Here is a 24,732-nt window from a genome sequence, read left to right as displayed (position 1 = left end):
TAGTCGGGTGGTTTTGATCAATATGACGCGCGGCGAGACGCCGGCTTCGGCCGGACTTGCCCCGCGGCATGTCAGTTTCTCATTGCTGCAGACAGGCATGGAGATGTTCGGCGTCGCGTCGACCCTCATCGGCGAATGCCAGCCGTTCGGGATAAAGGGTCAGCAACTCGTGCACTCGATGGCGCAGCTGGACGTGGACGCTCTTTCCATTTGGCACGATCGGCGGTTTACGGACAATCTGGCTTCACGCGAAACCGGTATCATTTTCTTTGGAGGAGGTTGGCTCGAAGAGGATGTCTTCATTGCCGCGCTGCAGGCCGCCGAGCGTGGATATGACGTACGCCTCCTGTCGGACCTTATCGCGACGCGTGTCGATGCGGATCGATCACTTGCGTTGGATCGGATGGCGCTTCATGGCATCTTGGCGACCACGGTGCGCCAGATGCTGCTGGAATGGGCGGTATGTTTGCATGATCCGCTTTTGACGCAAAAGGTTCAGAAGCTTCTATCGTGATCTGGATTGCCATCGGACCCCTAAAGCCGGGGCACCCCGTTCTCGTGAACCTGCAGCCGCCGAATGAGCGCCAAACATTTAGCGCCGCCCCGCAAGCCCACCAGGACACACCAAAGGGCCAAGGACGTAGATGGCTTCCAAACTATTCAACGCTACCAAACGTTTCGCATCGACCCGAGCTATACTATGAACGGGCCTTCGTCAGTCCACTAGCAATAGGGTAGGATACAGCAAACATCTTGAAAACGTACTGCTGCAACATTGCTCGCGATTTTGCCGCCTTCCTACTACCCATATCAAAATTGTACGAGGCGCGCCGTCTGCTAACATTTGCAAATGGTCAATTTCGAGCGGCTAGGAAAGGGCTGGCGCGATGACGGCATGTAGAGCTAGGGCCCCACCTGGTCCGATAAGGAGGAAAACCTTCTTTGGATGGAGCTCGACAGGCTTGCGCGGCTTTTTGGCCTCATCGCGGTGCGCGCCGGCGATGCGATCATGAACGTCCCGCGCCTCCGTTCAACACAAGGACGATGGTTCGCCAGTGACAGTCGCGGACCTTGAAGCCGACCAGATCATCCGTTCGTGTCTTGCGCGAACGCTTCCCGAATTGTCGGTCGTCACAAGAAACATGCGGCTCGAAGCTTATCGCAAGCGAGCGCCGTGCTCGTCGATCCTCGCGACGGAATCATGGAATTCGTCAGGGGCATTCCCGAATATACCCTTGTTTAATTGCGGACGGCGAGGCGGATGTCTACCCCCGACTAGCACCAACGATGGAGTGGGATACGGCTGCCGGGCATGCGGTCCTGCTCGCGGCCGGCGGCAGGGTTGTGGACAGAACATACGCTATGGTAAGCCCGACTTCCGCAACGGTGACTTTGTCGCTTGGGGCGGACGCGCTGCGTCAAACGGCAGCTAACGAACAGATCTGCATCTAAGAAGGCCATATGCTGCCGAAACATCTGCGTCGCCTCGAAGCTGAATCGATCGAAATCATGCGTGACGTGGTCGCCGAGTTCAAGCGGCCGGTCATGCTCTATTCGATCGGCAAAGATTCGAGTGTCATGCTGCACATTGCCATCAAGGCATTCTATCCCGCGAAGTTGCCCTTTCCTCTGCTTCACGTCGACACGACCTGGAAGTTCCGCGAGATGATCACTTTCCGGGATGAGACGGTCAAGCGCCTCGGCGTCGACCTGATCGTCCACGTGAACAAGGACGGCATCGAGTGCGGGATTAATCCGATCGATTCGGGCTCAGCTCTTCATACGCAGGTGATGAAGACCGACGCCCTGAAGCAAGCACTCGATTTCTATCAGTTCGATGCTGCGTTTGGCGGAGCACGACGTGATGAGGAAAAGAGCCGCGCGAAGGAACGGATCTTCTCCTTCCGTTCGGCCGGACACGTGTGGGACCCGCGCAACCAGCGACCGGAGCTCTGGAACCTCTTCAACACCCGAATCAACCAGGGCGAAACTATGCGTGTGTTCGCAATGTCCAATTGGACTGAGGTCGACATCTGGGAATACATCATGCTCGAGAGAATCCCGGTCGTCCCGCTCTACTTCGCGAAGCAAAGACCCGTGGTCCGGCGAAACGGCGCAACGATCATGGTCGACGACAAGCGATTGCCGCTTCAGTCGAACGAGAAACCGGAGATGCGGATGATCCGTTTCCGCACGTTGGGATGCTATCCCTTGAGTGGTGCTATCGACTCCGACGCGACCACGATCGAGGATATCGTCGCGGAAATGGAGACTGCGACGGTATCTGAGCGCCAGGGACGCTTGATTGATGGCGATGAAGCCGCTTCGATGGAGAGAAAGAAGCGGGAAGGTTACTTCTGATGCCGTCCAAAGCGACAACCAAGCTTGTCCAGGCCGGAACGAAGGACCAGCTGCGATTTATCACCTGCGGTTCGGTAGACGACGGAAAGTCGACCCTGATCGGCCGGCTGCTGCATGACAGCAAGATGATTTACGAGGATCAGCTGACGGCGCTGGCACGCGATAGCGCCAAGCATGGCACCACCGGCAATGACATCGATTTAGCGCTGGTCGTCGACGGGCTTGAAGCCGAGCGGGAGCAAGGCATCACGATCGATGTGGCCTACCGCTTCTTTACCACCCTGCGCCGCTCGTTCATGGTGGCCGACACGCCCGGCCACGAGCAGTACACCCGCAACATGGCCACCGGCGCCTCAAACGCCCAGCTCGCCATCATCCTGATCGATGCCCGCAAGGGCGTGCTGGTCCAGACCAAGCGTCACTCCTTCATCTGTTCGCTGCTCGGTATTCGCCATGTCGTGCTGGCAGTGAACAAGATCGACCTCGTTAGCTACAAGAAGGAGGTTTTTGACCGGATCGTCGGCGACTATGTGGCCTTCGCTGCCGGTCTTGGCTTCACCTCGAATGTTGCAATCCCGATTTCCGCCCGCTACGGCGACAACGTCATCAACCGCTCCGGCAACACCCAGTGGTACCAGGGGCCTTGCCTGCTTGATTATTTGGAGAGCATCGATATCCAGTCCGACGCCGCGGGTCAGGCTTTCCGCTTTCCGGTCCAGTGGGTGAATCGGCCCAACCTGGACTTCCGCGGCTATGCCGGGACGGTGGCTTCCGGAAGCATCTCGGCAGGAGATGAGATCATTGTCGCAGCGTCTGGACGGACTACGCGCGTCAAGCGCATCGTGACCCAGGACGGTGATCTCCCCCGTGCTGAGGCTGGCGATGCCGTCACCATTGCCGTCGAAGACGAGATCGATATCAGCCGTGGCGACCTTGTGGCGCGTCCGACCGAGCAGCCGGAGGTCGCCGACCAGTTCGCCGCTCATCTGATCTGGATGGACAAGGATCCGCTCGTCGCTGGACGCAATTACATCCTGCGCATTGGAACGCAAACTGCAGCGGCCAGTATTACCGCAGTCAAGTATCGGATCGACGTCAACACACGAGAGCACCTTGCGGCTAGGACGCTTGGCCTCAACGAGATCGGTTTCTGCAATGTCGCGACCGCACTGCCCGCGGCTTTCGATCCTTACGGGGTCAATCGCAAGACCGGATCATTCATCGTCATCGACCGTTACACCAACCGCACGGTCGGCGCCGGCATGATCGCGTTTCCGCTGCGGCGGGCTACCAATATCGCTTGGCAACCGCTTTCAGTGGGTAAGAGCGAGCGCGCCGCGCTGAAGGATCAGAAGCCTTGCATCATCTGGTTCACCGGCCTGTCCGGCGCCGGCAAGTCGACGATTGTCAACATTGTCGATCAAAAGCTGTTCGCAATGTCTCGCCACACCATGCTGCTGGACGGCGACAACGTACGGCACGGATTAAACCGGGACCTCGGCTTCACCGAGGCCGACCGCGTCGAAAATATTCGGCGTGTCGGGGAAGTCGCCAAGTTGATGGCCGACAGCGGTTTGATCGTGATCTGTTCGTTCATCTCACCCTACCGGGCCGAGCGAGACATGGTGCGCAGCCTGGTTGCTAAGGAGGAGTTCATCGAAGTATTTGTCGACACGCCGATCGAAGAATGCGCGCGACGCGATCCCAAGCGTCTTTATTCCAAGGTGAAGTCGGGCAAGCTCAAGAATTTCACCGGCATCGATGCGCCCTACGAAACTCCGATAAGACCCGAAATTCATCTCAGGACCATGGGGCGGACGCCCGAGCAACTGGCGGAAGCCGTGGTCGATCTACTGAGGGCCCGCGCAATCATCGGCAATCGCTAGAATTTGCCGAAATTTGCCGTCCTTGCCTGAACTCTTGAGCCGATGAAAGAAAAGAACGAGAGTCCAATCCGCAAGCGCTTGCCGTGAGGACCAACCACAACGGTTCGCACACCTGGTCGATACGGGGCTCCATGCCCCGCCTGTTCGCACGCGGCAACGGCATCATGCTGCCCGTGATCCGTGGTCGATGTCGAGCCTTAAGCTTTGTGTTGATCGCCGCGGCGATCGCGTTCCTGCCGGTAGGTCACCTGATTGCTTCGCAATAATTTTCTTTTACAATCTGCGGCGAACGCGGCGTCGCTCAAATGCTCCAACTTTGGTTACCCATTTCATTGAGGGCACGCCCGTTCCGCCAGATATTCCACTATCAGCCGGTGTGCTTCCCAGGGACACCGCAATGAGAACGAACGACGGGAGTTTGATGCGCGACATGTGAAGCCGCATGCCCCATCGCTACGCCCCGGCGGTGACCGGATCGTACTGACAAATCGAAACAGTCGACAATTAGACAGGAGCGCCGAAGTCCGGCGATTGAGTACTCATGTCCCAAGCCGACGTCATCAAAGTATCTAATCAAACCGTGGGCATCGTCGTCCGCGAAGAGCGCGGCTTTCGCTTTTTCTCGTCGGAGCGCACTTTTGACAGCCTTGATGGCGGTCATTTCGCTCTGCGCACGCAGCGGAGCGGGCGGCGAGGGCGCTTGTCGAGCGGCGCGCCGGCAACTGCGGCATTCAGTCTGGGCCTCTAAGCAACCGAAAGATCGTCCACACAACGCGGGGTCTCTTTTTGATCGCCTGCTCCTCTAAAGTCAGCAGATCCCGGTAGATCAGCCCCAATTCAGCCCGCCATGCGGAAGCATGTATCCCAATCCGATCTTCGGGTAGGCACAGCACGAGCCACGCGTGTAGGCGTAGAGCACGGTCAACTGCGGCATCCGCTAGGTCGTGTGGACACTCATCGCATCGATAGCATGATGGCTGCGAGAGTGACGACGGCGCAATAGTTTCGGGCGGTTTCTTCGAAGCGGGTTGCTACGCGCCGGAACTGCTTGAGCTTGCTGAAGCAGCATTCCACAAGATGTGGCTGAGCGTAAAGATGGTTGTCGAGTGGATATTTGAGCGCCCTCGACGGGTTGTTGGGAATGATAGCCAGCGCACCCTTGGCGCGATGGTTTGGCGTAGGTGGTCCGCGTCATAGGCCGTGTTAGGCATGACGACTCCCGCGGACAACCCTCTATCAAGGCTGCGGCTTGTGGTGCATCACCTTCCAACCCGCAGCCCGTGTGAACCGCACAGGGCATCCTAAGCCTCGAACGGCCATGTGGACCTTGGTGGTCAGGGCATCGCGAGAGCGGCCGAGGGCTCGATCTTCAGGGCCCCTTTTTTAGCCCCGGCAGCGTGCTGATGGGCTCGGACGATGGTAGAATCAACGATTAGGTATTATGCTGAGCTAGCAGCGCGGGCGGTAGGGACAGCGCCTCCATTTGGCCCTAAAATACCCCGGCGCCGAGTCGCCCGAGCTGCGTCTAATTAGTTGCATAATCGTCGGTGTGTGGAGCCTAGGCAGCGCGGGGTCTCGCCTGGGACCCCGCAGCCAGGTGTTAGCGAGAGCCGTTCCAGCCAGCCTCATCAGCCGAAGTTTGGATCAGGCCGCAATCGCCGTTGGAGTGCCTGCCGATCCGCCACGAAATTGTCGAGGTACAGCAGGTCTGGCCACCGTCTTTGCGCCAATCATCTAACCAGCTCGCGCGATCGACTGGTCATTCCTCGAGGAACGGTACGGCGCGGTCTACGAGGACAAGTCGGGCCGGCCGCAGCTGCCGACCCGGCTGATGGCGGGTCTGGCCATCCTCAAGCACACTTACAAGCTCTCCGATGAGGTGTTGTGCGCGCGCTGGATTGATCCGTCCACGACACAGACGCCGCAATCATAACCGTTCCGCTGCTGGGCGATGCGGACTGGCTTCAGGCGGACGATAAGGGTAGACGTTAGCTGGCCCAATGCCGGCCGCCGAGTGGGATGGTCGCTAGATTAGTCACTGCCGTGACGATCTGCTGTTCGCCGCCGCCTTTGAGCGTCTCGACATCTTGGTCAAGCGACTTGTCGTCAAGCCGAGCAGCAATTGCTGGCTTGTTGTTCGCAAAGAGCCACTGGCTCAATTTGTGACGATGGAATCACGACGCGCGATTCGACAAAATCATGGAAATGAAATTGCAAGCTTTCAGGCCCTCAGACCCGAAAAGCTTGCAATCTCAAACCTCGCTCCGCCCCAAAAATCGACTCCCGCTCAATCGCTTGGGAGGCTCTTCACGGACGAGTTTCCAACATGCCTAGGAATGGTATCGGGCGACACGAGGCGGGACTCGCTAATTTTCTCAGTCCACAATCCAGCCGGGGCCGAGCCGACAACGGTGGCGGACGTCCTCAAACTGCCCCAAGGACGGGCAGTATTCTAGCCGCATTGCGAGTGAGATTGCTCGCCACAATAGACGCATCGGCAGCGCCACCTCAAGAACGACTTGCGTCGCAATTGCCCGACGAGCGGAGCAAGCCCGAGGGCAGGGCTGCCAATGGTCCAACTGCTGGCGACGAAATTCGACCATGAGGAGCATAACCAAGGGCATCGACTTCAGTTCAGCTGGCATCTGCGCCAGAGTCTTTGTTCCCCGCGGCCATACGGGTCGGTTGTAGGCGGAGTTTCACTCATGATTATGCGTTACGAAGAAAGCCGTGCCTTTGCAAAATTGGTAGCAGCTCATGATGATCATGAATGATGTAATCCGGCTGCGCGCTCTGCAAGCGCGACTCGGAAACAAACCCACCCGTAATGGATATGCTGATGAGCCCCAGCTCGCGTGCAATATGCGTCTCAATGGGCATGTCACCGATGATGAAGGTTGAATCTGGCTGCAGATTGTTTGCTTGCATATGCAGCCTAAGCCGTTCGCCTTTGCTCATACTTTTGAATTGAGTGGCGCGGCTTTCGAAGGCTAGAACCTCCTTGACGCAATCGTCGATGCCAAGCCTGCGAATTTGGGAGCGAAGAGGGTCAACTATGTGGTTGCTGACAATAATGGTTGAGACCGCCTGTTGACGTGCCGTTTCCAAAATGCGGCGGGCGCCTTCGCGCAGATCGGCCTTGCTCGCCAGCGGTTCGTAAGTGTCGTGAAAAATAGCGCTGCCGTCGCTATCCACGATCGCGACTTCACCTTCCGACATTCCGAGATTGCGGTAAAGGACTGAAAGCGGGAGCTCGAACTTTTCCCGAAATGTTTGGATATCGATATCAGCGCGACCAAATCGGCCTAGAATGATATTCATCGTTTTCAGCAACGCATCTGTATCGTCGAGCAGCGTGCCGTTCCAATCGAATACTAGATTAGGTTTCATGATGTGACCTCAGGCAAATGCTGATTCCGGGAGGGGAAGGTCGGAAATCAGCTTCTTCAAATTCTTGTTCGCGCGTTCTTGCCCCGCTGGCGTTGGCATCTCGAACGTAAACGGCGACAAGTCGATGCCATCATGCCCTTGCGGTAGCGCGGATACGAGAACTTGGAAGGGCAGATAAGTGATGCCCGCAGCATTGATGCATGCGGCGATTTTGCTTTCGATGATCCTGAGCATTTGCTGTTCGATGTTATGAAAACGCAGGCTTTGCTTCCGCTGCTCGGGTGACAGAGTTCTCCATACTTGCCAGAACGCCAGCTCGTCGATCGTGTCGATACCAATGCCGTAGTAATTTGGCGCCACTATAGGCGGTGAGCCGATTGCCCAATGCACAGCCTTGGCCCCGGCGGAAAGCAGCATATTCGTGACGGCCCGACTTGTATCGCCGCGAATGAGGGCTTCATCGACCATGAGTATGGAGCTGTCAGCAACGTCCTTCTCTGCGACACAGTATTTTTTGGCTATAAGAGATCTGCGCTCTTCAGCGATACCTACAAGCGTCCTTTGAGAAAATTGTGTTGCGACGACTTCGTGACGTCGGATGGTGGCACCGTATTCGGCCAGTGATGCAAACAGACCATCAGCATACGGCCCTCCCGTTCGTGGCATGGAAGAAACGATAATAGGAGCGGACCCCACTTCTGCTGCCAGTCGCGGCGCAATAAGTTTACCAAGAGCCACTCCGATATTGTAACGGGTTTCGAGATGAGATTGTCGTTTCGACGTGTTGGGGCTTCCTAGGTAAAGCGTTTCGTAGGCACATAGCCTGGTGTTATGTCGAGCATCGCACACCGAGTGATCAAGGCATACTCCCGTTTTTCCGTTCACGCACTTGATGTGGCCTGGTAAAATTTCGCCTGCTTTGCCTTGTAGTCCGGAAAAGGCGCAGTTTTCCGAAGCAAAAAGCAAAAAGCCGTCGTCGGTTTGCATGAATTCCAAAGGTCGCAAACCATGTCGGTTACGGAAAGCAATGAGATTTCCTTCACCATCCAACAAGAGTGCGCTAACGGCGCCATCGATAGAGTTATCGATCTTCCGAAACAGTCTTTGATGATTCACCGGCAGACCATGCCGCCAATAATCACTTTGACAAATGTGCTCAATCAGCTTGAGCAGGAGCTCGGCATCCGTTTCGCCGGCAAGGCTATGCCCTTGGGCGAACAGTTCTTTCTTAAGTTCATCAGCATTGACCAAAGCCCCGTCTAGAGAAATCGCCAAATGGCGGCAACCGGCTTTGTTGTTGTGAACAGGCTGAAAGTCGCTCTCGTCATGTTCCCTGCTAGACGGGCTACGAACGTGTGCAATCGCGACGCGAGGCCTTAAATTCGCATACTGTTCATTATAGCCGATCGTTGTTAGTTCGCGTGGCGGCTGAGACGACTTTGTATATTGAACGCGTTTTTCGTGCATGAAGGCTGCAAGACCGAACCCCGCCTGTCCACGAAGTGCAAGTTTCGGAAGCATGTGCTTGAGCCGATCATAAACCGTCTTTTGTGAATGGCTTGAAGGCAAGAGAACAGCACCAGCAACACCGGACATGCTATTTATCCTTCAATGACGACCATTCTTATCGCCGTCATTCGACACCGCGTGTGTCCTGTTCAACCAAGACACCGCGTCCTGAATCCGACACTAAGGCAGATGTATTCCGCCGGCGCGGCGCGAAGCGCGCCGTTCTGCTCCCTTTTAGCAAGGCCCGTGCCAGTGTCTTAAATGGTACGGCTCACGCGGCAGACCGGCAGATTGCTACGGCTGGAAATAAGAGCATTTTGCTCAAGCGGCCGCGATCCGAGCTGTTGGAACTAGGACACGTTGGCTGAGGCGCGACACGTTTTAGGCAAATAAGCGTCACGAACTGAACGTCCGTATCGGCGCGGCGCTACGGCGCGATATCTCACCCGGCTCACTGACACCACCTTCGTAAGCGTCTGTCTGTGAAAGAAGCCCGCGTCAGCCGAAGAACACCAGTTATAAAAAGAGGAGATGGCTCTGTTCCACAAAAAGGGACCGCGATGCAGCTCATTGAGTATGCGGTCTCGGTCGAAACTGGCCGGCTTACACCGCCGAACATCGGCTGCAACAGCCAGAGGGCGCTTTTCGCTGGTACAAGTGCACGTCCGTGCCGCTCAGAATCTGGCGGTGGCCTTCGGGAACGGTTCATTTGCATCAATGTGCATCACGACAAACTTTGTGGCCGCCACAACGGCCCGTCGAGGCGCATCGGGACGTCAATTGCGGCCGCTGGGCGTCATTCTGAACTGGTCGGTCAAGCAGCTGGCCGAGCGAAGTGGGATGTCCTTGCGCGCTCATTCGCCCGGCCCGAGGAGTACAAGGACACTCGCCGGAAGTTCGACGAGTTGATGGAAGTAGTTTCCGCCGGTTGGCAAGCCAAGTATCCGGCCGCGGTAGATTGAACGCTTTGCCGGCGCAGAGCTCTGATCACCTTCCGCCGTCCTCTTCAGTTGACCCATTCTAAATTCCCCGATAGCTAGGCGACCGCTTCTCAAAAAACGCGTTCATTCCCTCTTGCTGGTCGGACGTCGTGAATGCGTGCCTGATGGCTTGTCGTTCAAATTCTAGACCGGCGTCAAGCGCGGTTTGGTAGGCGGCGAGTACAGCCGCTTTAGCCAGTTCCGTGGAACGGGGCGGCTTGTGCGCGATAGTTTCGGCAAGCTCGAGGGCGCGGCTCTGTGCCTTGCCCTCTGCCGTGACCTCAGCAACAAGCCCAGCCTGATGGGCTGCGCGCGCAGAGATGGGTTCTCCGGTCAGGATCATGAGCATCGCGAGCGATTTGCCGGCCACTCGGGTCAATCGCTGGGTTGCTCCGTCTCCCGGCAATATCCCGATGTTGATCTCCGGCTGCCCGAAGCTAGCGCCTTCACCGGCGATCACGATGTCAGCCAGAAGCGCGAGCTCGTGACCACCGCCAAAGCAAATGCCCTCGACCGCGGCAATAAATGGCTTGGGGAAATTGGCGATATCCCGCCAAGCAGAACGTCGCGCGGAATTGTCGATGGCTTCGAACCCTCGTTGCCGCATTTCCTTGATATCGGCGCCGGCAGAAAAGAACGCATCGCTGCCACGAAGTACGACGCAGCGCACCTGATCATCCAGCGCAGCCTTGCGAAGAGCGGCCGCGAGTTCCGCGATCAGATCATTGTTCAGCGCGTTTCGTTTGGATGCCCTATTCAGCGTTAAGAGCACGACGTGCTGCAGAGGAGACGTCCAAAGAATGAGGTCGGAGTTGGCGTTCAACGTAGCACCTTTGCAGGTTACGGATCAGCGCCATTTACACCGAAATCGTTTTCGCGAACAGCCGTCCTGCAGCCTAGCCAGCTTGCCACTCCTCATCGGGGGCGCTTCGGAAGGCGGTCGGCTTTCGGTGGTGACGCGGTGGACGACCGCACTACCAGCCGGTACGGCAACAAGACGCTCTTGGGGACGGGTCTTCCTGCGATCGCACTGATGAGATAGTCGGCTGCGCCCCGACCGATTTCAGCAGCGGGAATACTGATCGTCGTTAGCGGCGGATCCACCTGTGCCGCCAGCTCCACATCGTCAAAACCGGTAATCGAAACCGCCCGCGGCACGCTCAAGCCCATCTTGCGGGCTTCCGTCATGGCGCCGATAGCCAGCGTGTCGGTGGTGCAGATCACGGCGGTCGTGCCGGGATGGTCAGTGAGCAGTTGACGAAGTGCCTTTCGTCCTTGCGCCAGCGAGTGGTCGGCCCTGATGACCTGAGTCGGCTGGAGTCGGATACCGGCTTCAGAGAGAGCGCGCTGGATGCCATCAAGTCGGGCGCGCGAACGGTCATTCGATGGTAGAATGTTGGCAATTGCACCGAAACGAACGTGTCCCAGGCCGAGAAGAAATTCGGTCATTTCGCGAGTGGCGCGTTCGTTGTCGATGCCAATAGCAGGAATGCCGCCGCCCGCCTTGGAGACGTAAGTCGTAATGACGGGGACGCCAGTTTGCTCGACCAGAGTTCTCAGCTCCCGACCGTGCGAGCCCCCCACCAGCACAATGCCGTCGATGCCACGCTCGATGAGGCTCTGCATCTCCTGCAACTCGCGGCGTTGATCATATTGTGAATTGGCGATGAATAACGTGTAGCCGCTTTCGCTTAGCCGGTTCTGCAGGGCCTCCACGCTTTCGGCAAAGATGCCAAGGCCTAGCGTGGGAACGATCGCGCCGATCGTCCGCATGCGTCCCGATTTCAGTGCCCGGGCCGCGCTATCGGGCGTATAGGAGAGATCGGTGATGAAGCGCATCACTTTATCACGCAGTTCGGGCCTGACAATTCCTGGATGATTTAGAACGCGCGACACCGTCGCCGGCGAGACGTTCGCCTCTCTAGCGACGTCCTCGATCTTCACCCTGGGCCGGGACCGGCCTTTGGGGTCGGCGATCGACTTCTTGTCCATCTGATCTGCTCGGATTGTCCCAAAACGGGCTGTTAACACCATTCGAGTTAAACCACCGGGAGGGCCGCTATCTCAAGCGCACTGTGAACGAGATCGGTGGTTCCGTTGAACAGTATGCGCGCGCCTAAGCCACATCAAGCAGAGCGCGCCGGCGGCCATATTCCGAAAGTGCGGCGCTTAACGCGCTTGACTCCGCTGGGCGGTGGGACCAATAATCCTGAAAACGATTTCAGAAGCGCGGGATGTCGCCGACATTTCGTGAGATAGTTAGAGAGAGCCAAAAAGAACGTATGGTCGATCTTCTCAAGGGCATTCGCGTCCTCAGCTTCAACCACTTCCTGATGGGCCCGATGGGTGTGCAATTTCTGGCCGATCTCGGCGCCGACGTGATCGCTGTGGAGCCGCCGGACGGCGCCTTCCAGCGGAAATGGGGCGGGGCGGACAAGCAGGTAGATGGTCAATCGATGCTGCTCCTGACCGGCAATCGCAACAAGCGTAGTCTAACGCTCGATCTCAAGAAGCCGGACGCGGTTGCTGTTGCGAAAAAACTGATCGCAACGTCGGATGTCCTCACCGAGAATTTCCGGCCTGGCGTGCTCAACAAGCTGGGGCTTGGCTATGAGGACGCCAGGAGCATCAAGCCAGATATCATCTATGCCGCAGCGTCCGGATATGGCGCAGACGGGCCGTACGTCAATCGACCCGGCCAGGACCTCTTGATTCAAGCGTTGGCGGGGCTTGCAACCATCACCGGAAGCCGCGAGCACGGCCCGCGCGCCGTAGGTGTTTCGGCAGTTGATCATCACGGGGCGGTTCTTTTTGCGGCTGGCATCCTGGCCGCATTGGTGAGGAAAGCGCGCACGGGGCAGGGGTGTCGGGTCGATGTCAGTCTGTTGTCAGCAGCCCTCGACCTGCAGATGGAGTCCTTCACCTGCTATCTCAACGGGCAGAGACCGGACGATGTGCGCCAGCCGGGTCCGATCGCAGGATGGTATTACGGCGCACCTTACGGCATCTATGCCACCCGTGACGGACACATCGCGATCTCCCTCGGATCGCTCGACGTGCTGGCGGATGTGTTTTCGCTTCCCGCCGATCAGCGCGTTCCCGACACGGAAGCTTATCGGCGGCGCGACCAGGCATCGGCAGCAATTGCGGCCAACATCGCCAAACGCACGACATCGGAGTGCCTTGCGCTGCTTGAGGCTCGCGGAATCTGGCACGCGCGCATCAATGACTATTCAGATGTCGTCGTCGACCCGCAGGTCATTCACAACAAGAGCTTCCAGGTCGTGAAAGGGGCGACGGGGGCTCCGATTACCCTCGTCAGCCATCCCATTTGTTACGACGGCGAGGTGCCAGAGGTACGTTTGCCGCCGCAGAAGCTCGGGGCGCAGACGGAAGAAATCCTGAAGGAGCTCGGCTACGATGCTCGGCAATTGAAGGATCTCTACGACAGGGGTGCCGTCGGCTCTGTGACATCTCTTGATCCAAAAGTGCTTTAGCTACAGCAACGTTTGAGGGCGCGCAGGCCCTTGTCTCCTCTATGTCCCCCATCGCGCTAGCTCATCGTGAGCAGGAAACCCGCTGGATGCAGCAGGTGACCGCGGGCGCGACTGGTAGCTGTCGCACGTACTGCTCGCATGGTGTCGTTCGGGGATTTCGAGGACCCGCGATCATCAGAACTAAACGGCGGTACAACAGCTTTGCATGATGGTGTCGCGGCGATAGACCGGAGCACGAAAATGGCGTCATATCGGTCCGACACTGAGCGGGCTCGGTGCATTTGCTGCCATGTATCCGATCGCGATGGACAGAAAGCCAACCTGAATGATCCGCATCTTGAAACGCGTGGTCTGACATATCCGTGGTTGAAATGGAGGCCACAGAAATCGCCAACCAATGCATATAAATCATGTTGGTGGCCTAGCCATGATGATGGATTTGATCTTTCGAGCTGCCGCTCCTTTCTCGTGGCCTCGATAATCCGCGAACCCGGACGCAAGCTTCGGCTGCCCGGCACGTGTGGGCTTATTCTTCCAAACCAGTAGAAGATGCTGTGCCTGCATTAGCACAGTATGCGAGTACTTGTACTTTTCGGCATTCGTGCGCAGCGGCTCGTAGAACCCGCGCACTTGTCAGCGCAGAAGTGAGTGTGCGTCGCAGCGAATGGGTCGCCGCACCATCCAGATTGCACGTAAGAAAGTACAAGAAATTCGGAAATGCGTCCTAACGCTCTCCCGCTCCGTTCGCCGATACTTCCGCTTAATCGGCGTCAAAAGCGACAAGGCGCTGATTAGCGTCGTCAGCCGCCCCGTGTGTTACGACGGCCAGGTGCCGGAAGTAGTTTGCCGCCGCAGAACATTCGGGGCGCAGACGGAAGAAATCCTGAAGGAGCTCGGCTAGGCGCTCGGCAATTGAAGGATCTCTAGGAGAGAAGCTGCCGTTGATTCTGTGGCATCTCTCAACCGAACGAGAACATAAGCTTCTGTAGAAGCGCGCTTTGCCGAAGAGGAGGAATGCCATGGGACTAGAGAATAAGCTTGCGCGCGCGCTTCTTGTCGGCGGCGGCTTTTGTGCCGTTTGCTCTTCGACATCGGCACAAGCAGAAACAGCGCTGAGCATCTGTTACATCAACCATCCGGTGCAAGTCGCAAACGTCGCGATCCTAGAGAAATGGGCGGCCAATCAACGCGTTAAGCTGAATAAAACGGTGACGTCCTACACCGTCTATTTGCCGAAGATCACCCAGATGTTGACCTCCGGGGCCAATGACCAATGCGACATCATCTGGAACAATGACGACTGGGGACAGGATCTCGCCCAGTATCTTGAACCGCTTGAGGATGTTCCCAATGCGCGCAAGGTCGAGGTGGGGCAGCTTGAGCCGTTCCACACTGCCGACGGAAAGACGACGGCGGTATCGATGACGACGACGGCCGGCATTCTGTTTTATCGCACCGATCTCATTTCCGAGGCGAAATTGCCTAAGACATGGGACGATCTCGTCAAGATCAGTCAGACCCTGCAGTCCGAAAAGAAGGTGAAGTGGGGTTATGTCGGCGGCATGAGTTACACCAACACTTTCTTCAGCTTCTGGTGGACGCTTTGGAACAACAGTTGCGACGTCTATGCACCCGCCTATGAGCGCGACAACAAGAAGCTTGCGGCAAACGGTTGGAAGCCAATGATCTACTCTCCGTGCCAGGTGCAGACCGCGGAGTTTTGGTGGGATGCTCTCAACAGCAAGAAGATAAGCCCGCCCGGCATGACGACCTATTCGCGCGATGAGGCAAATGCGATCTTCCAGGCCGGTGACGCCGCCTTTACTGTGGCCGATACTACTTTCCTCGGCACCTTCAATAACGCCGAGAGGTCATCGATCGCAGGAAAGGTCGGCATTGCGCCATTTCCGGTCGGCCCCATGAGCAATGGCGTCCACACCTGGATAGACGTGTGGGGCTGGTCAATCCCAAAGACTCTTCCGAATGATCGCAAGACGGCGGCCAAAAAGCTGCTTGGCGCCATGCTCGGCGATCCCGACGGTCAGATCGAGCAGTGGAATCAGACCGGAGGCCCGCCGCCGAACACCGACGTCTGGCGCACACTCGAAAAGAACGACGCGACCTGGCGCAGGCTCCACACGATCCTGTTCAAGCCTGATCATGTCCATGCTGCCTACTATTTCCGCAACTGGGCCACTGTGCACAAGGTCTATTCGGACACCCTGATCCGCGCGATGAAGGGCAAGCGTGAGGATATTGCTGCCACCCTTAAGGCCGGCTCCGATGCCATTCATGCCGGCGCTACGGCCAACGATTGATGACCGCTCGTTCCACGAAATTTGGAGTCGATGAGAAAGAGCGCTTCATGCTTTTTCTCATCGCGCCGGCTGGCATCGTTCTCGTTTGTTTCGAGATCATTCCGATCTTGATCGGAATGAATGCAAGCTTCCGCGAATGGTCGCTTGTTAACCCGCAAAGGACCTGGGTCGGCCCAAAGCAGTACATCGCCGTCTTCACCGACCCTGTATTCTTGAAGATGGTTCTACCCAATACGTTTGTCCTGATGATTCTCTCGGTCGGCGTATCCGTTGCACTCGGCTTAGCACTGGCATCATTGCTCAATCGTCCGTTCTTTGGCCGGGCAATTATGCGGACCATCATCTTACTGCCGCTGACGATTGCGCCTGTTATCACCGCGACCATGATGAGGTGGTCTTTCAACGATCAGTTTGGTGTAATTACGATTTTCCTCTCATGCCTGGGCCTTCCCGATGTCGCCTGGCTCTCCGATCGCTGGCCGAGCTTTGCGCTGGTCATCATGACAGACATATGGATCTGGACACCGTGGTTCACCATCATCCTGCTGGCCGCCATGCAGGGACTGCCGCCCGAACCCTTCGAGGCCGCGCGGATCGATGCCGCAACGCCGTGGTGCATCTTCAGGCGCGTTACGCTCCCAATGCTGCGTCCAGTGATCATCGTCTGTGTCCTGATCCGCGCAATTGACGCGTTCCGCACTTTCGACCAGGTCTGGATTCTGACTGGCGGCGGGCCTGCCCGATCAACGGAAGTGTTCAGCGTCTACGCCTATGTACTGGCTTTCGTGGATTTGGACATCGGTCGCGCCGCGGCCGCTGCCGGGATCGGCGCGCTCATCATGCTGTTTGTTGGGGTTGGCCTCTATAGGCTCGTTAACCGTAGCATGGAGGTGTCGCGATGATTGCGCTCGCCCTTCATGCGCTGCGGCGTGCTATCTTCGCGATCAGCATCGCCGTGATCTTCGTTGTGTTCGTCGGGCCGATTGCGATACTTGGTGTGACATCGATCCGTCCCGCGTCTGGCGTATTCTACATCTGGCGCGGCACAAATTTCACGTTCAACAACTTCGTCGAGGTGCTGCATCAGTCGCAGGTGGTGGAAGCGATGTGGAACAGCTTCGTGCTTTCGACGTTGGCCACCATCCTGTCGCTGGGCATCACGGTCGGCAGCGGTTACATGCTGTCGCGCTTCGGCGGCTGGATCCAGCGCAGCTGGTTCGCCACCATCTACATCTTCCGTACCGTTCCCTACATCTCTTGGGTTCTGCCGCTTTATCTGGTCAATACCCGCCTTGGGATCTACGACACGTATATCGGTCTGTTACTGCCGCACATCGCGGTGCACGTCTGCTTCTTCTCATGGCTGATGAAGGGTTTTTTCGATGGCATCAACCCGTCGATGGAATATGCGGCCCTGATCGACGGCTGCACCCGATGGGGGGCGTTCTACCGAGTCGCGCTTCCTGCCGCGATGCCGGGGATAGCTGCGCTTGCGATCCTTTGCTGGCTCTCGACGTGGAATGAGTTTTTGTTCGCCCTGATCCTATCAGGCAAGCGTACGCCCCTGATCACGTCGACTATGGCGCAATTCGTCACCGAGACCGGAACGGAATGGAATTTGATGAGCGCGACAGCCGTGCTTGCGATGATGCCAGCGCTGCTGGTGACCATCTTTGGTCAGAAATACGTCATTCGCGGGCTGCGCATGTAACCGGCGCGACTCAAGAGGAAGGTTCATGGCAGAGGTCACTCTACAGGACGTCGTAAAAAAGTACGGCACATTTAAGGTTGTGCACGAGGTAAACCTCAATATCGCAGCCGGTGAATTCGTGGTGCTAGTCGGTCCATCTGGATGTGGCAAGTCGACGACGCTTCGCATGATCGCCGGTCTCGAGAACATCAGCGCCGGGACGATCCGGATCGGAGACAAAGTCGTCAATGATCTGCCGCCAAAGGATCGTGACATCGCGATGGTATTTCAGAACTATGCGCTCTATCAGCACATGACGGTGTTCGACAATCTGGCATTCGGGCTGCGAAACCGGAAAGTCCCGGAAACGGAAATTACGAGCGAAGTCACCCGCGCGACGCAAATGCTCGGTCTGGAGCCGCTCATGGCACGCAAGCCGTTTCAACTCTCCGGCGGCCAGCAGCAGCGTGTGGCTCTTGGACGGTGTATCGTACGGCGGCCACAAGTCTTCCTGTTCGACGAACCCCTCTCGAACCTCGATGCCAAGCTGCGTGCGCAGATGCGGATCGAGATCAAGGCGCTGCGCGAGCGCGTGCCTACCACATCGGTCTATGTCACCCATGATCAGGTTGAGGCGATGACGCTTGGTGACCGGGTTGTGGTCATGAAGGAAGGCTGGATTCAGCAGATCGGCACGCCGCTGCAGATATACAATCGACCGGCCAACCGGTTCGTCGCGAGCTTCATCGGGGCGCCTGCAATGAACTTTATGAAAGTCGAGCTTGTCGAAGAACTCGGCGTCATGTCGGCGCAGGCGAAGGATTTCAAGGTCGAGTTGCCGCTCGAACAGGCGGCGGTCCTGCGCAAGCATGGCGCCAAGACGGTGACTCTAGGTATCCGGCCCGAGCATATACGGTTTGGAATTCCTTCAGACAATGCGGGCTCATCCTTCAGCGGCGTCGTCACCGTCACCGAGCAACTTGGTTCGGAACAGGTGATCGCTCTCAACGTTGCGGACAGCACGATAATGGCATCGCGTATTTCGCCCGAGACGGAGGTCAGCCCTCATGCCAGCGTGCAGATGTGGGTGGATGCCAAGGCGCTGCAATTCTTCGACGATAAAACGGAAATGGCGATTAGATAGTCGTCTGTACGCGTCATGCACTTTGAATATCGAACAGCGGAAAGGCAAGAACAATGACTGTGATGCAGGCGAACGTCGGCGATAGCGTTCGATTTTCGAAGACGGTCGGAGAGTCCGATATCTATCTCTTTGCGGGTCTGACCGGTGATCTTTCGCAAAATCACGTCGACGACGAATTCATGAGCCATTCGATTTACGGCAAGCGCATTGCCCATGGCGCGCTGATGGTCGGATTCATTTCAACGGCCTCGACCCGAATGATTGAAGAAAGCCTGCGAAAGGGCATCGATACGACGCCCGTATCGCTCGGCTACGATGGCGTGCGGTTTCTGAAGCCCGTCTACATCAACGATACGGTGACAGTGACCTATACCATCAGCGAAATCGACCAGGAGCGCCGCCGCACGCTTGCCAATGTGGACGTCACCAACCAGCATGGCGAACTCGTCGCCGTAGGCAAGCATCACCTCAAATGGACGCGCAACGCGACGAAGCGGCCTACGTTCTAGGCGATACCGAAGGCGATCGCACATTTATGTAGAGAGAAGAGGTGGCCGGAGAAGGCAACTGGAGGAAATGGTGAGCACAGCCAAACCGCGATGGGAACAGGCAATCGAACGGATGCGCTGCCGAGTCGATCAGACGCTCGAGAGCCTGCAATCGGAGTTCCCGCACTGGGCCGAGGCCGCGACGGGAAAATGGACGACGACTGTCGACGGCGACTGGACCGGCGGCGCGTGGCCGGGCATGTTGTGGTTGTTTGCGCGACGCACGGGGAGCTCCAGATACCTGGATGCTGCCCGACTGTGGAGCAGCCGGCTAGAGCCGCGGGCGCATCTGCAAACTGCGTTCAAGGGCTTTGGGTTCTACTACGGCGTTGCACTTGGCGACATCCTGTGTGCAGACAAGGATGCCGCGACATTGGCGCTGGATGCTGCCCAATCGCTGAAGGGTCAATATGACCCGAGGCTCGATCTCATTCCGCTTGGTGGTGACGCCGAGGAGTCGGAGGACGTAGGCAACTCCTTCAGCAGCATCGATTCCTTGCAAGCGGTTCCTCTCCTGTTCTGGGCGGCAGAGAAGACGGGGGAAGCATCGTTCGCTGACGTCGCCGCGCGACATACCACGCGGGTGCTGGATATTCACATGCGGCCTGACGGTTCGATCGTGCAGTCGAGCGAGCTCAATCCAGCGAACGGCAAGGTCGTCCGCCATTTTACCCACAAGGGCTTTAGCGAGAGCAGCGTTTGGGCGCGGGCCCAGGCTTGGGGTCTCGTCTATGCCGCGGTCGCGCTTGCCCATCGTCCGCAGGAAAAGCGCTGGATGGAGCAGCTGATCGCGGGCGCCGACTGGTGGCTGTCGCACGTCCCCCCCGGCCTGGTGGCGTTCTGGGATTTCGATGATCCGGCAATCCCCAATACAGAGACCGATACGGCGGCTACTGCGATCGTCTGCTCGGCGCTGCTCAAGCTGGGGCGGCTTGCGCCGTCCGCCGATCTCCGCGCGAAATATCAGGATGCAGGCGAGCGCATCGCGCTCGCTCTGATCAACGGCTACCTTACGCCCGTCGGGGCAGGGGAGACCCGCTCGCAAGGCATGCTGGTCGGCGCCTGCTTCAATAAGCGGCGCGACGCTCGTTTACGGGATTCGGCGACCAATGCTGAGACGATCTTCGGCTCCTACTATTTGCTGGAAGCGCTGAACGTTCTGGATGGTTTGATCGAGGCGGAAAAGATCTAAACATATCGATCGAAGTCACCTCTCGCGATACGTGGAAGCATGTTATGACAAGTCTAGACTCTCCGGTCTATAGCGGCCTGTTTCCGGTCGCTCCCACCCCGTTCACGGAGGAGGGTGGCCTCGACCTCGAAGGACAGAAGCGTCTACTGGACTGCATGATCGACCAGGGCGTCGACGGCATTTGCATTCTGGCCAACTATTCCGAGCAGTTCCTGTTGTCGGACGAGGAGCGCGATACGCTGGTCGATCTCTGCCTGTCGCACGTCGCTGGCCGCAAGCCGGTGATGGTGACATGCAGCCATTTCAGCACCCGGATCGCGGAGGAGCGGGCGCGCTATGCGACCGAGCGCGGCGCGAGCCTGTTGATGCTGATGCCGCCGTACCACGGCGTGGGCCTGGGGACGGATGAAGCGGGCATGTTGCAGCATTTCAGCCGTGTTGCCGAGGCTGCGAAGATTCCGATCATGGTTCAGGATGCGCCGCTAAGCGGCGTGACGCTGACGGTGCCTTTTCTGGCGCGTCTAGCGCGTGCGGTGCCGCTCGTCAGCTATTTCAAGGTCGAAGTGCCCTTTGCCGCGGCAAAACTCCGCTCGCTGATCCAAGCAGCTGGCGAGTCCATTGTCGGTCCATTTGACGGGGAGGAGGCCATTACCATGATGGCCGATCTCGACGCCGGTGCCACCGGTACCATGCCGAGCGCGCTGCTTCCGGATCTGTTGCGCGATGTCATCGACAATCACAAGGCGGGACGTCGCTCAGATGCCGCGGTCGCCTACGCGCGCGTCCTGCCGTTGATCAACTTCGAGAACCGGCAATGCGGCTTGCGTGCCGCCAAGAGCGTGATGGCGGAAGGCAAGGTCATCAAATGCGAGGCGGTGCGCCATCCGCTCGAGCAGATCCATCCGGATACAAGAGCCAGGCTAATCGAGCTTGCGCGGGAAGCAAATCCTCTGGCATTGCACTGGGGACGCTGACGCCGAGACGCGGCATGCGAGCACTGGATTTCGGCTCGACCGTTGATGAAAACTTGGGCTGGGGAATTTGCAAGCTGATCCGCTACCGGGAGCGCATGATGTGTGCGCTCCCGCCGTCTACTCTGCTGCCTCGACCGATCGCGAACTGCTCATCAGGTTTCCGGAATTTCGATCTTCTGAACGTGGCGCAGCCATGCAACTCGATAGAATTGATGCTCGTCTTCTTGACCTCGTACAGCGCAACAATCGCCTGACCAGTGAAGAGCTCGGTGCGAAGGTGGGTTTGTCTGCATCCGGAGTTCAGCGTCGACTGAAGCGCCTGCGATCACAACGCGTCATAGAAGGAGACGTTTCAATCGTCTCGCCAAAAGCAATCGGACGGAACGTGAGCCTGTTGGTTCTCGTTTCGTTTGAGCGCGATCGGACCGATATCGTCGATCGCTTTAAGCAGACAATCCGCAAAATGCCAGAGGTGATGAGCGGCTTCTACGTTACCGGTCAGACTGACTTCGTTCTCCTAGTAACAGCAAATAATATGGAAGAGTACGAGCAGTTTACTCGGTTTTTGGTAGACGAAAACCCAGACATAAAGCGCTTTGAAAGTATGGTCGTTTTGGACAGAGTCAAAGCCGGCTTCACTTTACCAATGGCTTCTATCGCATGCTGGTGACCAAGCTAGGCTAGAGCGCAGCGGTTTGAGGTCCAGCTGGAGAGGCCAGCTGGCGGCCGAGCTCAAGCCGTGCGGCTGTAATAAAGCGCGTGTGCAACGACGGCTGAATGTTGCGATCGTTCAGAAAGTGTAGTCGATTGATTGGGAGCGGGTTTGGATATTCCTGGAAGTGGCGCGTGCTGGGCAGATCAGCTCGCGAAAGGCCAGTTCATCTCACGCGAGTGTCGGCACCGCCGTCAGCGGTCGGAACTTACCGGGCAGCATGACGCGGCACAGGGCCTCGGTGAAGAAGAAGTCGCCGAACATGGTCGCGCTGCGTACACCCTCATTGTGCGGCTTCGAGTAGCAGGAATTCTTTAACAAGCCGCGATGCAACGGTTCTCGCGCGAACTCATCGCTGCACAGCGCTTCCAGCATCGCCAATCCCTTCTCAGTCCACGCCGAAGCAGCGGCGCCATCGGGATGCAACCGCCCCAGCTCGAGTAAGGCGGATGAAATCACGGCCGCTGCCGCCGTGTCCTTAATGTCGGCATCGGCCTCCGTCGCATCGAAGTCCCACGGCGGGACCTGACGTCCAGCGAGCCGCTTCATATAATAGTTTGCAAGCTGTTCGGCGAGGTCTAGATATCGGCGCTGCCCGGTCTCTCGCGCGGAGTTGACGAAGCCGTAGATGGCCCAGCCCTGACCGCGGGTCCAGGCGGATTCGTCGCCCGCTCCCTGGAACGTATAGCCGCGCTTCCGCGCGCCGCTCACTACGTCGTACTCCACCGCATGGTAGGTGGAATGATCGGGACGAATGAAGGCCTTTGCGGTCATGTCGGCGTGCGCTTCGGCGGCCAGGCGATAGCTGCGATCGCCGCTGTAATTGGTTGCCCAATACAACAGCGAGAGATTGGCCATGGTGTCAATGGCCGAACTGCATTGCCCGCGCGGGTCGTCCAAGGGCCCCCAGGAGGCGAGATATGCGCCGCTGCGCGTGGTGATGATCCGTGCGCGCAGCTTGTCGGCCGCCGTCATGGCGATATCCGCATACCAGCGATCGCCCGTGATCGCATATGCGGGAATCGCGCTGCTGTCAAAGATGAAGCCGATGTCATGCGTGTTGGGGTCGTCCGCGCGCTGAGCCACGAGCCGCATGCGTTCGCGCGCCCAGATCAGGTATTTCTTCTCGTTGGTATGCAGATAACAGGTCAACAACAGGCCAACCCAGAAGCCGCACAGCCAGTTGCCGTGGCTCCAGGCGTCGCCGCTATAGCCCGCCGACAGCGAAGCCGGCAGCTTAATCCAGGAGCCGTCCGGTGCTGTAACATGCGGAAATTCGACGCCCAATGTCGGCTCGTCTTCCGCCACTTTGCGGGCCATAACGTTCAGGACCTCGGTGAACAGTCGCCGCTGCGCGCCAGTGAGTTCGATCGAATTTGTGGTGGTGTCCGGCATGCTTCTTTCCGAGAGAAAACAGGTGGGTGAGATCTTCGCGACGAGCCCCCGATGGGTTGAGGACTGCCAGTTTCGCTTTGTTTATTCGGCGATGGATCAAAAGTTCAGTGTAGCGAGGCTTTGGCGGAATTCGATTGGCGAGCGGGTGGTGTGCTTCTTGAAACAGCGGCTGAAGTACGCAGGATCCTCGAAGCCGAGACGATCTGCGATCTCAGCCACGCCGATGTCGGTGTGCAGCAGCAGCCGCTTGGCCTCCAGCATGATCCGCTCGCGAATGAGCTGAGCCGCGGTTAAACCAAGGGCTTGCCGAGTGGCTTCGTTGAGTGCACGCTCGGTGACCTTGAGAAGCTTGGCATATTCCGCCGTCTCGTTGATGTTGCCGAAGTTCTTCTCCAGCGCGCTCTTAAAACGGCGTGATAGGAGCAGGTTTCGGGACGACAGGTCGGCGATGGCGGGAGGTACGGCTATCCGTGACATCTTCATGAGGAAGATCCGCAAATAAGACCAGATCACATCCTCATGCCCGGTCTTCTCCGCCGTGTATTCTTCGATTATGGCGTCCATGATCTGGCGGAAACTCTCGGCCTGCATATCGTCCAGATAAAGCGCGTTGTTGAGATTTTCGAGACTGTAGATCGGAATGTCGATGAGCGAATGCCGGTTGTGGACTCTGAAAGCGAAGAATTCCGGGCTGAAGCTGATAGTGTGTCCGAGCGTGTCTTCCGAGAGCGTGAAATCGTGGATTTGCCCTGGCGCCATGAAGAATAGGCTGTTCTGCCGGACCTCGTATTTGACGGAGTCGATGATGTGGCAGCCGGTTCCGCGTGTTACCCAGACGATTTGATAGAAGTCGTGCCGATGCGGGTAGGGCAGCGTCGATTTCAGCTTCTCTACTGGTGCTAAATGGACGTTGAGCGACTTGATCTCGGAGCCGTAATCGTAGTGCTCGATCTTCACGACCGGCGGTGAACAACAAGGGTGGCGGTGCGCTGACTGGCCTCGTGAAAAAAAGGAGCCGGTTGTCGCCGGTCGTTGGCCCAGCCTCGCTCGAATTGGTCCTTCTACGTTTTCCATCGGCTTTGCAGCTACAACTGTAGGTTACCGTTGAAGTCTGAAAACGATTTCAGCCATTTTAT

General features: G+C 57.7%; 20 protein-coding genes and 3 pseudogenes. 16 read left to right on the top strand and 7 right to left on the bottom strand.

The window, feature by feature from the left end:
- Nucleotides 1–7 precede the first annotated feature (7 nt).
- The 6 genes and pseudogenes from LMTR3_RS13015 (at nucleotide 8) to LMTR3_RS38460 (ending at nucleotide 4,995) form a co-directional block, all read left to right on the top strand.
- Nucleotides 8–514 carry a cysteine hydrolase family protein gene (locus tag LMTR3_RS13015; protein WP_065745386.1) on the top strand — a complete coding sequence of 169 codons (507 nt, stop codon included), beginning with the start codon at nucleotides 8–10 and terminating at the stop codon, nucleotides 512–514.
- Nucleotides 515–1,236: 722 nt separating this feature from the next.
- Nucleotides 1,237–1,433, top strand: a pseudogene (locus LMTR3_RS39150) (inositol monophosphatase family protein); the annotation flags it as partial.
- Between the two features lie 28 nt (nucleotides 1,434–1,461).
- Nucleotides 1,462–2,361, top strand: a complete 900-nt coding sequence (gene cysD / locus LMTR3_RS13010; protein ID WP_065745385.1) for a sulfate adenylyltransferase subunit CysD — start codon at nucleotides 1,462–1,464, stop codon at nucleotides 2,359–2,361.
- Nucleotides 2,361–4,247, top strand: a complete 1,887-nt coding sequence (gene cysN / locus LMTR3_RS13005) for a sulfate adenylyltransferase subunit CysN (RefSeq protein WP_065745384.1) — start codon at nucleotides 2,361–2,363, stop codon at nucleotides 4,245–4,247. The genes cysD and cysN overlap by 1 nt, the downstream gene beginning before the upstream one ends.
- 131 nt (nucleotides 4,248–4,378) lie before the next feature.
- Nucleotides 4,379–4,513 (top strand): hypothetical protein, encoded by a 135-nt coding sequence (locus LMTR3_RS39790; protein WP_283809280.1) that lies wholly within the window; start codon nucleotides 4,379–4,381, stop codon nucleotides 4,511–4,513.
- A gap of 275 nt (nucleotides 4,514–4,788) precedes the next feature.
- Nucleotides 4,789–4,995, top strand: coding sequence for a hypothetical protein (locus LMTR3_RS38460; protein WP_065745383.1), 207 nt, complete (start codon nucleotides 4,789–4,791; stop codon nucleotides 4,993–4,995).
- A 206-nt stretch (nucleotides 4,996–5,201) separates the two neighbouring features.
- Here LMTR3_RS38460 and LMTR3_RS36225 read toward each other — a convergent pair.
- Nucleotides 5,202–5,686 (bottom strand): annotated as a pseudogene (locus LMTR3_RS36225) (IS5 family transposase); the annotation flags it as partial.
- Nucleotides 5,687–5,988: 302 nt separating this feature from the next.
- On the opposite strand from LMTR3_RS36225, the pseudogene LMTR3_RS37470 reads away from it, so the two are divergent.
- Nucleotides 5,989–6,150 (top strand): annotated as a pseudogene (locus LMTR3_RS37470) (transposase); the annotation flags it as partial.
- Between the two features lie 806 nt (nucleotides 6,151–6,956).
- On the opposite strand, the gene LMTR3_RS12990 reads toward LMTR3_RS37470, so the two are convergent.
- The 4 genes from LMTR3_RS12990 to LMTR3_RS12975 form a co-directional block, all read right to left on the bottom strand.
- On the bottom strand, nucleotides 6,957–7,637 hold the full coding sequence (locus LMTR3_RS12990; RefSeq protein ID WP_065745381.1) for an HAD family hydrolase: 681 nt from the start codon (nucleotides 7,635–7,637) through the stop codon (nucleotides 6,957–6,959).
- Between the two features lie 9 nt (nucleotides 7,638–7,646).
- A complete protein-coding gene (locus LMTR3_RS12985; protein WP_245319841.1) occupies nucleotides 7,647–9,233 on the bottom strand; it encodes an amidophosphoribosyltransferase in 1,587 nt (528 codons plus the stop codon).
- 933 nt (nucleotides 9,234–10,166) lie between these two features.
- Nucleotides 10,167–10,949 carry an enoyl-CoA hydratase-related protein gene (locus tag LMTR3_RS12980; RefSeq protein WP_065745380.1) on the bottom strand — a complete coding sequence of 261 codons (783 nt, stop codon included), beginning with the start codon at nucleotides 10,947–10,949 and terminating at the stop codon, nucleotides 10,167–10,169.
- Between the two features lie 92 nt (nucleotides 10,950–11,041).
- Complete coding sequence (locus LMTR3_RS12975; RefSeq protein ID WP_065745379.1) at nucleotides 11,042–12,118, bottom strand: LacI family DNA-binding transcriptional regulator; 1,077 nt, start codon at nucleotides 12,116–12,118, stop codon at nucleotides 11,042–11,044.
- A 290-nt stretch (nucleotides 12,119–12,408) separates the two neighbouring features.
- Between LMTR3_RS12975 and LMTR3_RS12970 the strand changes: the two genes are divergently transcribed.
- From LMTR3_RS12970 to LMTR3_RS12925, 9 genes are all read left to right on the top strand, one after another.
- Nucleotides 12,409–13,623, top strand: a complete 1,215-nt coding sequence (locus LMTR3_RS12970; protein ID WP_065745378.1) for a CaiB/BaiF CoA transferase family protein — start codon at nucleotides 12,409–12,411, stop codon at nucleotides 13,621–13,623.
- A 1,019-nt stretch (nucleotides 13,624–14,642) separates the two neighbouring features.
- Nucleotides 14,643–15,941, top strand: coding sequence for an extracellular solute-binding protein (locus tag LMTR3_RS12960; RefSeq protein WP_065745376.1), 1,299 nt, complete (start codon nucleotides 14,643–14,645; stop codon nucleotides 15,939–15,941).
- A 47-nt stretch (nucleotides 15,942–15,988) separates the two neighbouring features.
- Entirely contained in the window at nucleotides 15,989–16,843 is an 855-nt protein-coding gene (locus LMTR3_RS12955; RefSeq protein ID WP_245319839.1) for a carbohydrate ABC transporter permease, read from the top strand.
- Complete coding sequence (locus LMTR3_RS12950) at nucleotides 16,840–17,652, top strand: carbohydrate ABC transporter permease (protein ID WP_065745374.1); 813 nt, start codon at nucleotides 16,840–16,842, stop codon at nucleotides 17,650–17,652. The genes LMTR3_RS12955 and LMTR3_RS12950 overlap by 4 nt, the downstream gene beginning before the upstream one ends.
- A 25-nt stretch (nucleotides 17,653–17,677) precedes the next feature.
- The gene (locus tag LMTR3_RS12945; RefSeq protein ID WP_065745373.1) at nucleotides 17,678–18,775 is read left to right on the top strand and encodes an ABC transporter ATP-binding protein; all 1,098 of its coding nucleotides are present in this window, start codon (nucleotides 17,678–17,680) and stop codon (nucleotides 18,773–18,775) included.
- Between the two features lie 53 nt (nucleotides 18,776–18,828).
- The gene (locus tag LMTR3_RS12940; RefSeq protein ID WP_028349877.1) at nucleotides 18,829–19,284 is read left to right on the top strand and encodes a MaoC family dehydratase; all 456 of its coding nucleotides are present in this window, start codon (nucleotides 18,829–18,831) and stop codon (nucleotides 19,282–19,284) included.
- Between the two features lie 70 nt (nucleotides 19,285–19,354).
- Nucleotides 19,355–20,515: a glycoside hydrolase family 88 protein gene (locus LMTR3_RS12935; protein WP_176721874.1), complete on the top strand. Its 1,161-nt coding sequence runs from the start codon at nucleotides 19,355–19,357 to the stop codon at nucleotides 20,513–20,515.
- A 44-nt stretch (nucleotides 20,516–20,559) separates the two neighbouring features.
- Entirely contained in the window at nucleotides 20,560–21,489 is a 930-nt protein-coding gene (locus tag LMTR3_RS12930) for a dihydrodipicolinate synthase family protein (protein ID WP_065745371.1), read from the top strand.
- A 193-nt stretch (nucleotides 21,490–21,682) separates the two neighbouring features.
- A complete protein-coding gene (locus LMTR3_RS12925; RefSeq protein ID WP_065745370.1) occupies nucleotides 21,683–22,159 on the top strand; it encodes an Lrp/AsnC family transcriptional regulator in 477 nt (158 codons plus the stop codon).
- 213 nt (nucleotides 22,160–22,372) lie between these two features.
- On the opposite strand, the gene LMTR3_RS12920 is transcribed toward LMTR3_RS12925, so the two are convergent.
- Both LMTR3_RS12920 and LMTR3_RS12915 read right to left on the bottom strand, forming a co-directional pair.
- On the bottom strand, nucleotides 22,373–23,596 hold the full coding sequence (locus LMTR3_RS12920) for a glycoside hydrolase family protein (RefSeq protein WP_065745369.1): 1,224 nt from the start codon (nucleotides 23,594–23,596) through the stop codon (nucleotides 22,373–22,375).
- 96 nt (nucleotides 23,597–23,692) lie between these two features.
- Nucleotides 23,693–24,670 (bottom strand): helix-turn-helix domain-containing protein, encoded by a 978-nt coding sequence (locus LMTR3_RS12915; RefSeq protein WP_084029558.1) that lies wholly within the window; start codon nucleotides 24,668–24,670, stop codon nucleotides 23,693–23,695.
- Nucleotides 24,671–24,732 lie beyond the last annotated feature (62 nt).

It is taken from the genome of Bradyrhizobium sp. LMTR 3, from assembly GCF_001693485.1.
Classification (GTDB): domain Bacteria; phylum Pseudomonadota; class Alphaproteobacteria; order Rhizobiales; family Xanthobacteraceae; genus Bradyrhizobium.
The sequence above is the reverse complement of the archived record's forward strand: the minus strand, read 5'-3'. Positions and strand labels throughout refer to the sequence as shown.

Excerpts from the sequence above, each read along its gene's own strand:
- cysD (WP_065745385.1), top strand. The coding sequence starts at position 1,462 with ATGCTGCCGAAACATCTGCGTCGCCTCGAAGCTGAATCGATCGAAATC.
- cysN (WP_065745384.1), top strand. The coding sequence starts at position 2,361 with ATGCCGTCCAAAGCGACAACCAAGCTTGTCCAGGCCGGAACGAAGGAC.
- LMTR3_RS39790 (WP_283809280.1), top strand. The coding sequence starts at position 4,379 with ATGCCCCGCCTGTTCGCACGCGGCAACGGCATCATGCTGCCCGTGATC.
- LMTR3_RS38460 (WP_065745383.1), top strand. The coding sequence starts at position 4,789 with ATGTCCCAAGCCGACGTCATCAAAGTATCTAATCAAACCGTGGGCATC.
- LMTR3_RS12990 (WP_065745381.1), bottom strand. The coding sequence starts at position 7,637 with ATGAAACCTAATCTAGTATTCGATTGGAACGGCACGCTGCTCGACGAT.
- LMTR3_RS12985 (WP_245319841.1), bottom strand. The coding sequence starts at position 9,233 with ATGTCCGGTGTTGCTGGTGCTGTTCTCTTGCCTTCAAGCCATTCACAA.
- LMTR3_RS12975 (WP_065745379.1), bottom strand. The coding sequence starts at position 12,118 with ATGGACAAGAAGTCGATCGCCGACCCCAAAGGCCGGTCCCGGCCCAGG.
- LMTR3_RS12970 (WP_065745378.1), top strand. The coding sequence starts at position 12,409 with ATGGTCGATCTTCTCAAGGGCATTCGCGTCCTCAGCTTCAACCACTTC.
- LMTR3_RS12960 (WP_065745376.1), top strand. The coding sequence starts at position 14,643 with ATGGGACTAGAGAATAAGCTTGCGCGCGCGCTTCTTGTCGGCGGCGGC.
- LMTR3_RS12955 (WP_245319839.1), top strand. The coding sequence starts at position 15,989 with ATGCTTTTTCTCATCGCGCCGGCTGGCATCGTTCTCGTTTGTTTCGAG.
- LMTR3_RS12950 (WP_065745374.1), top strand. The coding sequence starts at position 16,840 with ATGATTGCGCTCGCCCTTCATGCGCTGCGGCGTGCTATCTTCGCGATC.
- LMTR3_RS12945 (WP_065745373.1), top strand. The coding sequence starts at position 17,678 with ATGGCAGAGGTCACTCTACAGGACGTCGTAAAAAAGTACGGCACATTT.
- LMTR3_RS12940 (WP_028349877.1), top strand. The coding sequence starts at position 18,829 with ATGACTGTGATGCAGGCGAACGTCGGCGATAGCGTTCGATTTTCGAAG.
- LMTR3_RS12930 (WP_065745371.1), top strand. The coding sequence starts at position 20,560 with ATGACAAGTCTAGACTCTCCGGTCTATAGCGGCCTGTTTCCGGTCGCT.
- LMTR3_RS12925 (WP_065745370.1), top strand. The coding sequence starts at position 21,683 with ATGCAACTCGATAGAATTGATGCTCGTCTTCTTGACCTCGTACAGCGC.
- LMTR3_RS12920 (WP_065745369.1), bottom strand. The coding sequence starts at position 23,596 with ATGCCGGACACCACCACAAATTCGATCGAACTCACTGGCGCGCAGCGG.
- LMTR3_RS12915 (WP_084029558.1), bottom strand. The coding sequence starts at position 24,670 with ATGGAAAACGTAGAAGGACCAATTCGAGCGAGGCTGGGCCAACGACCG.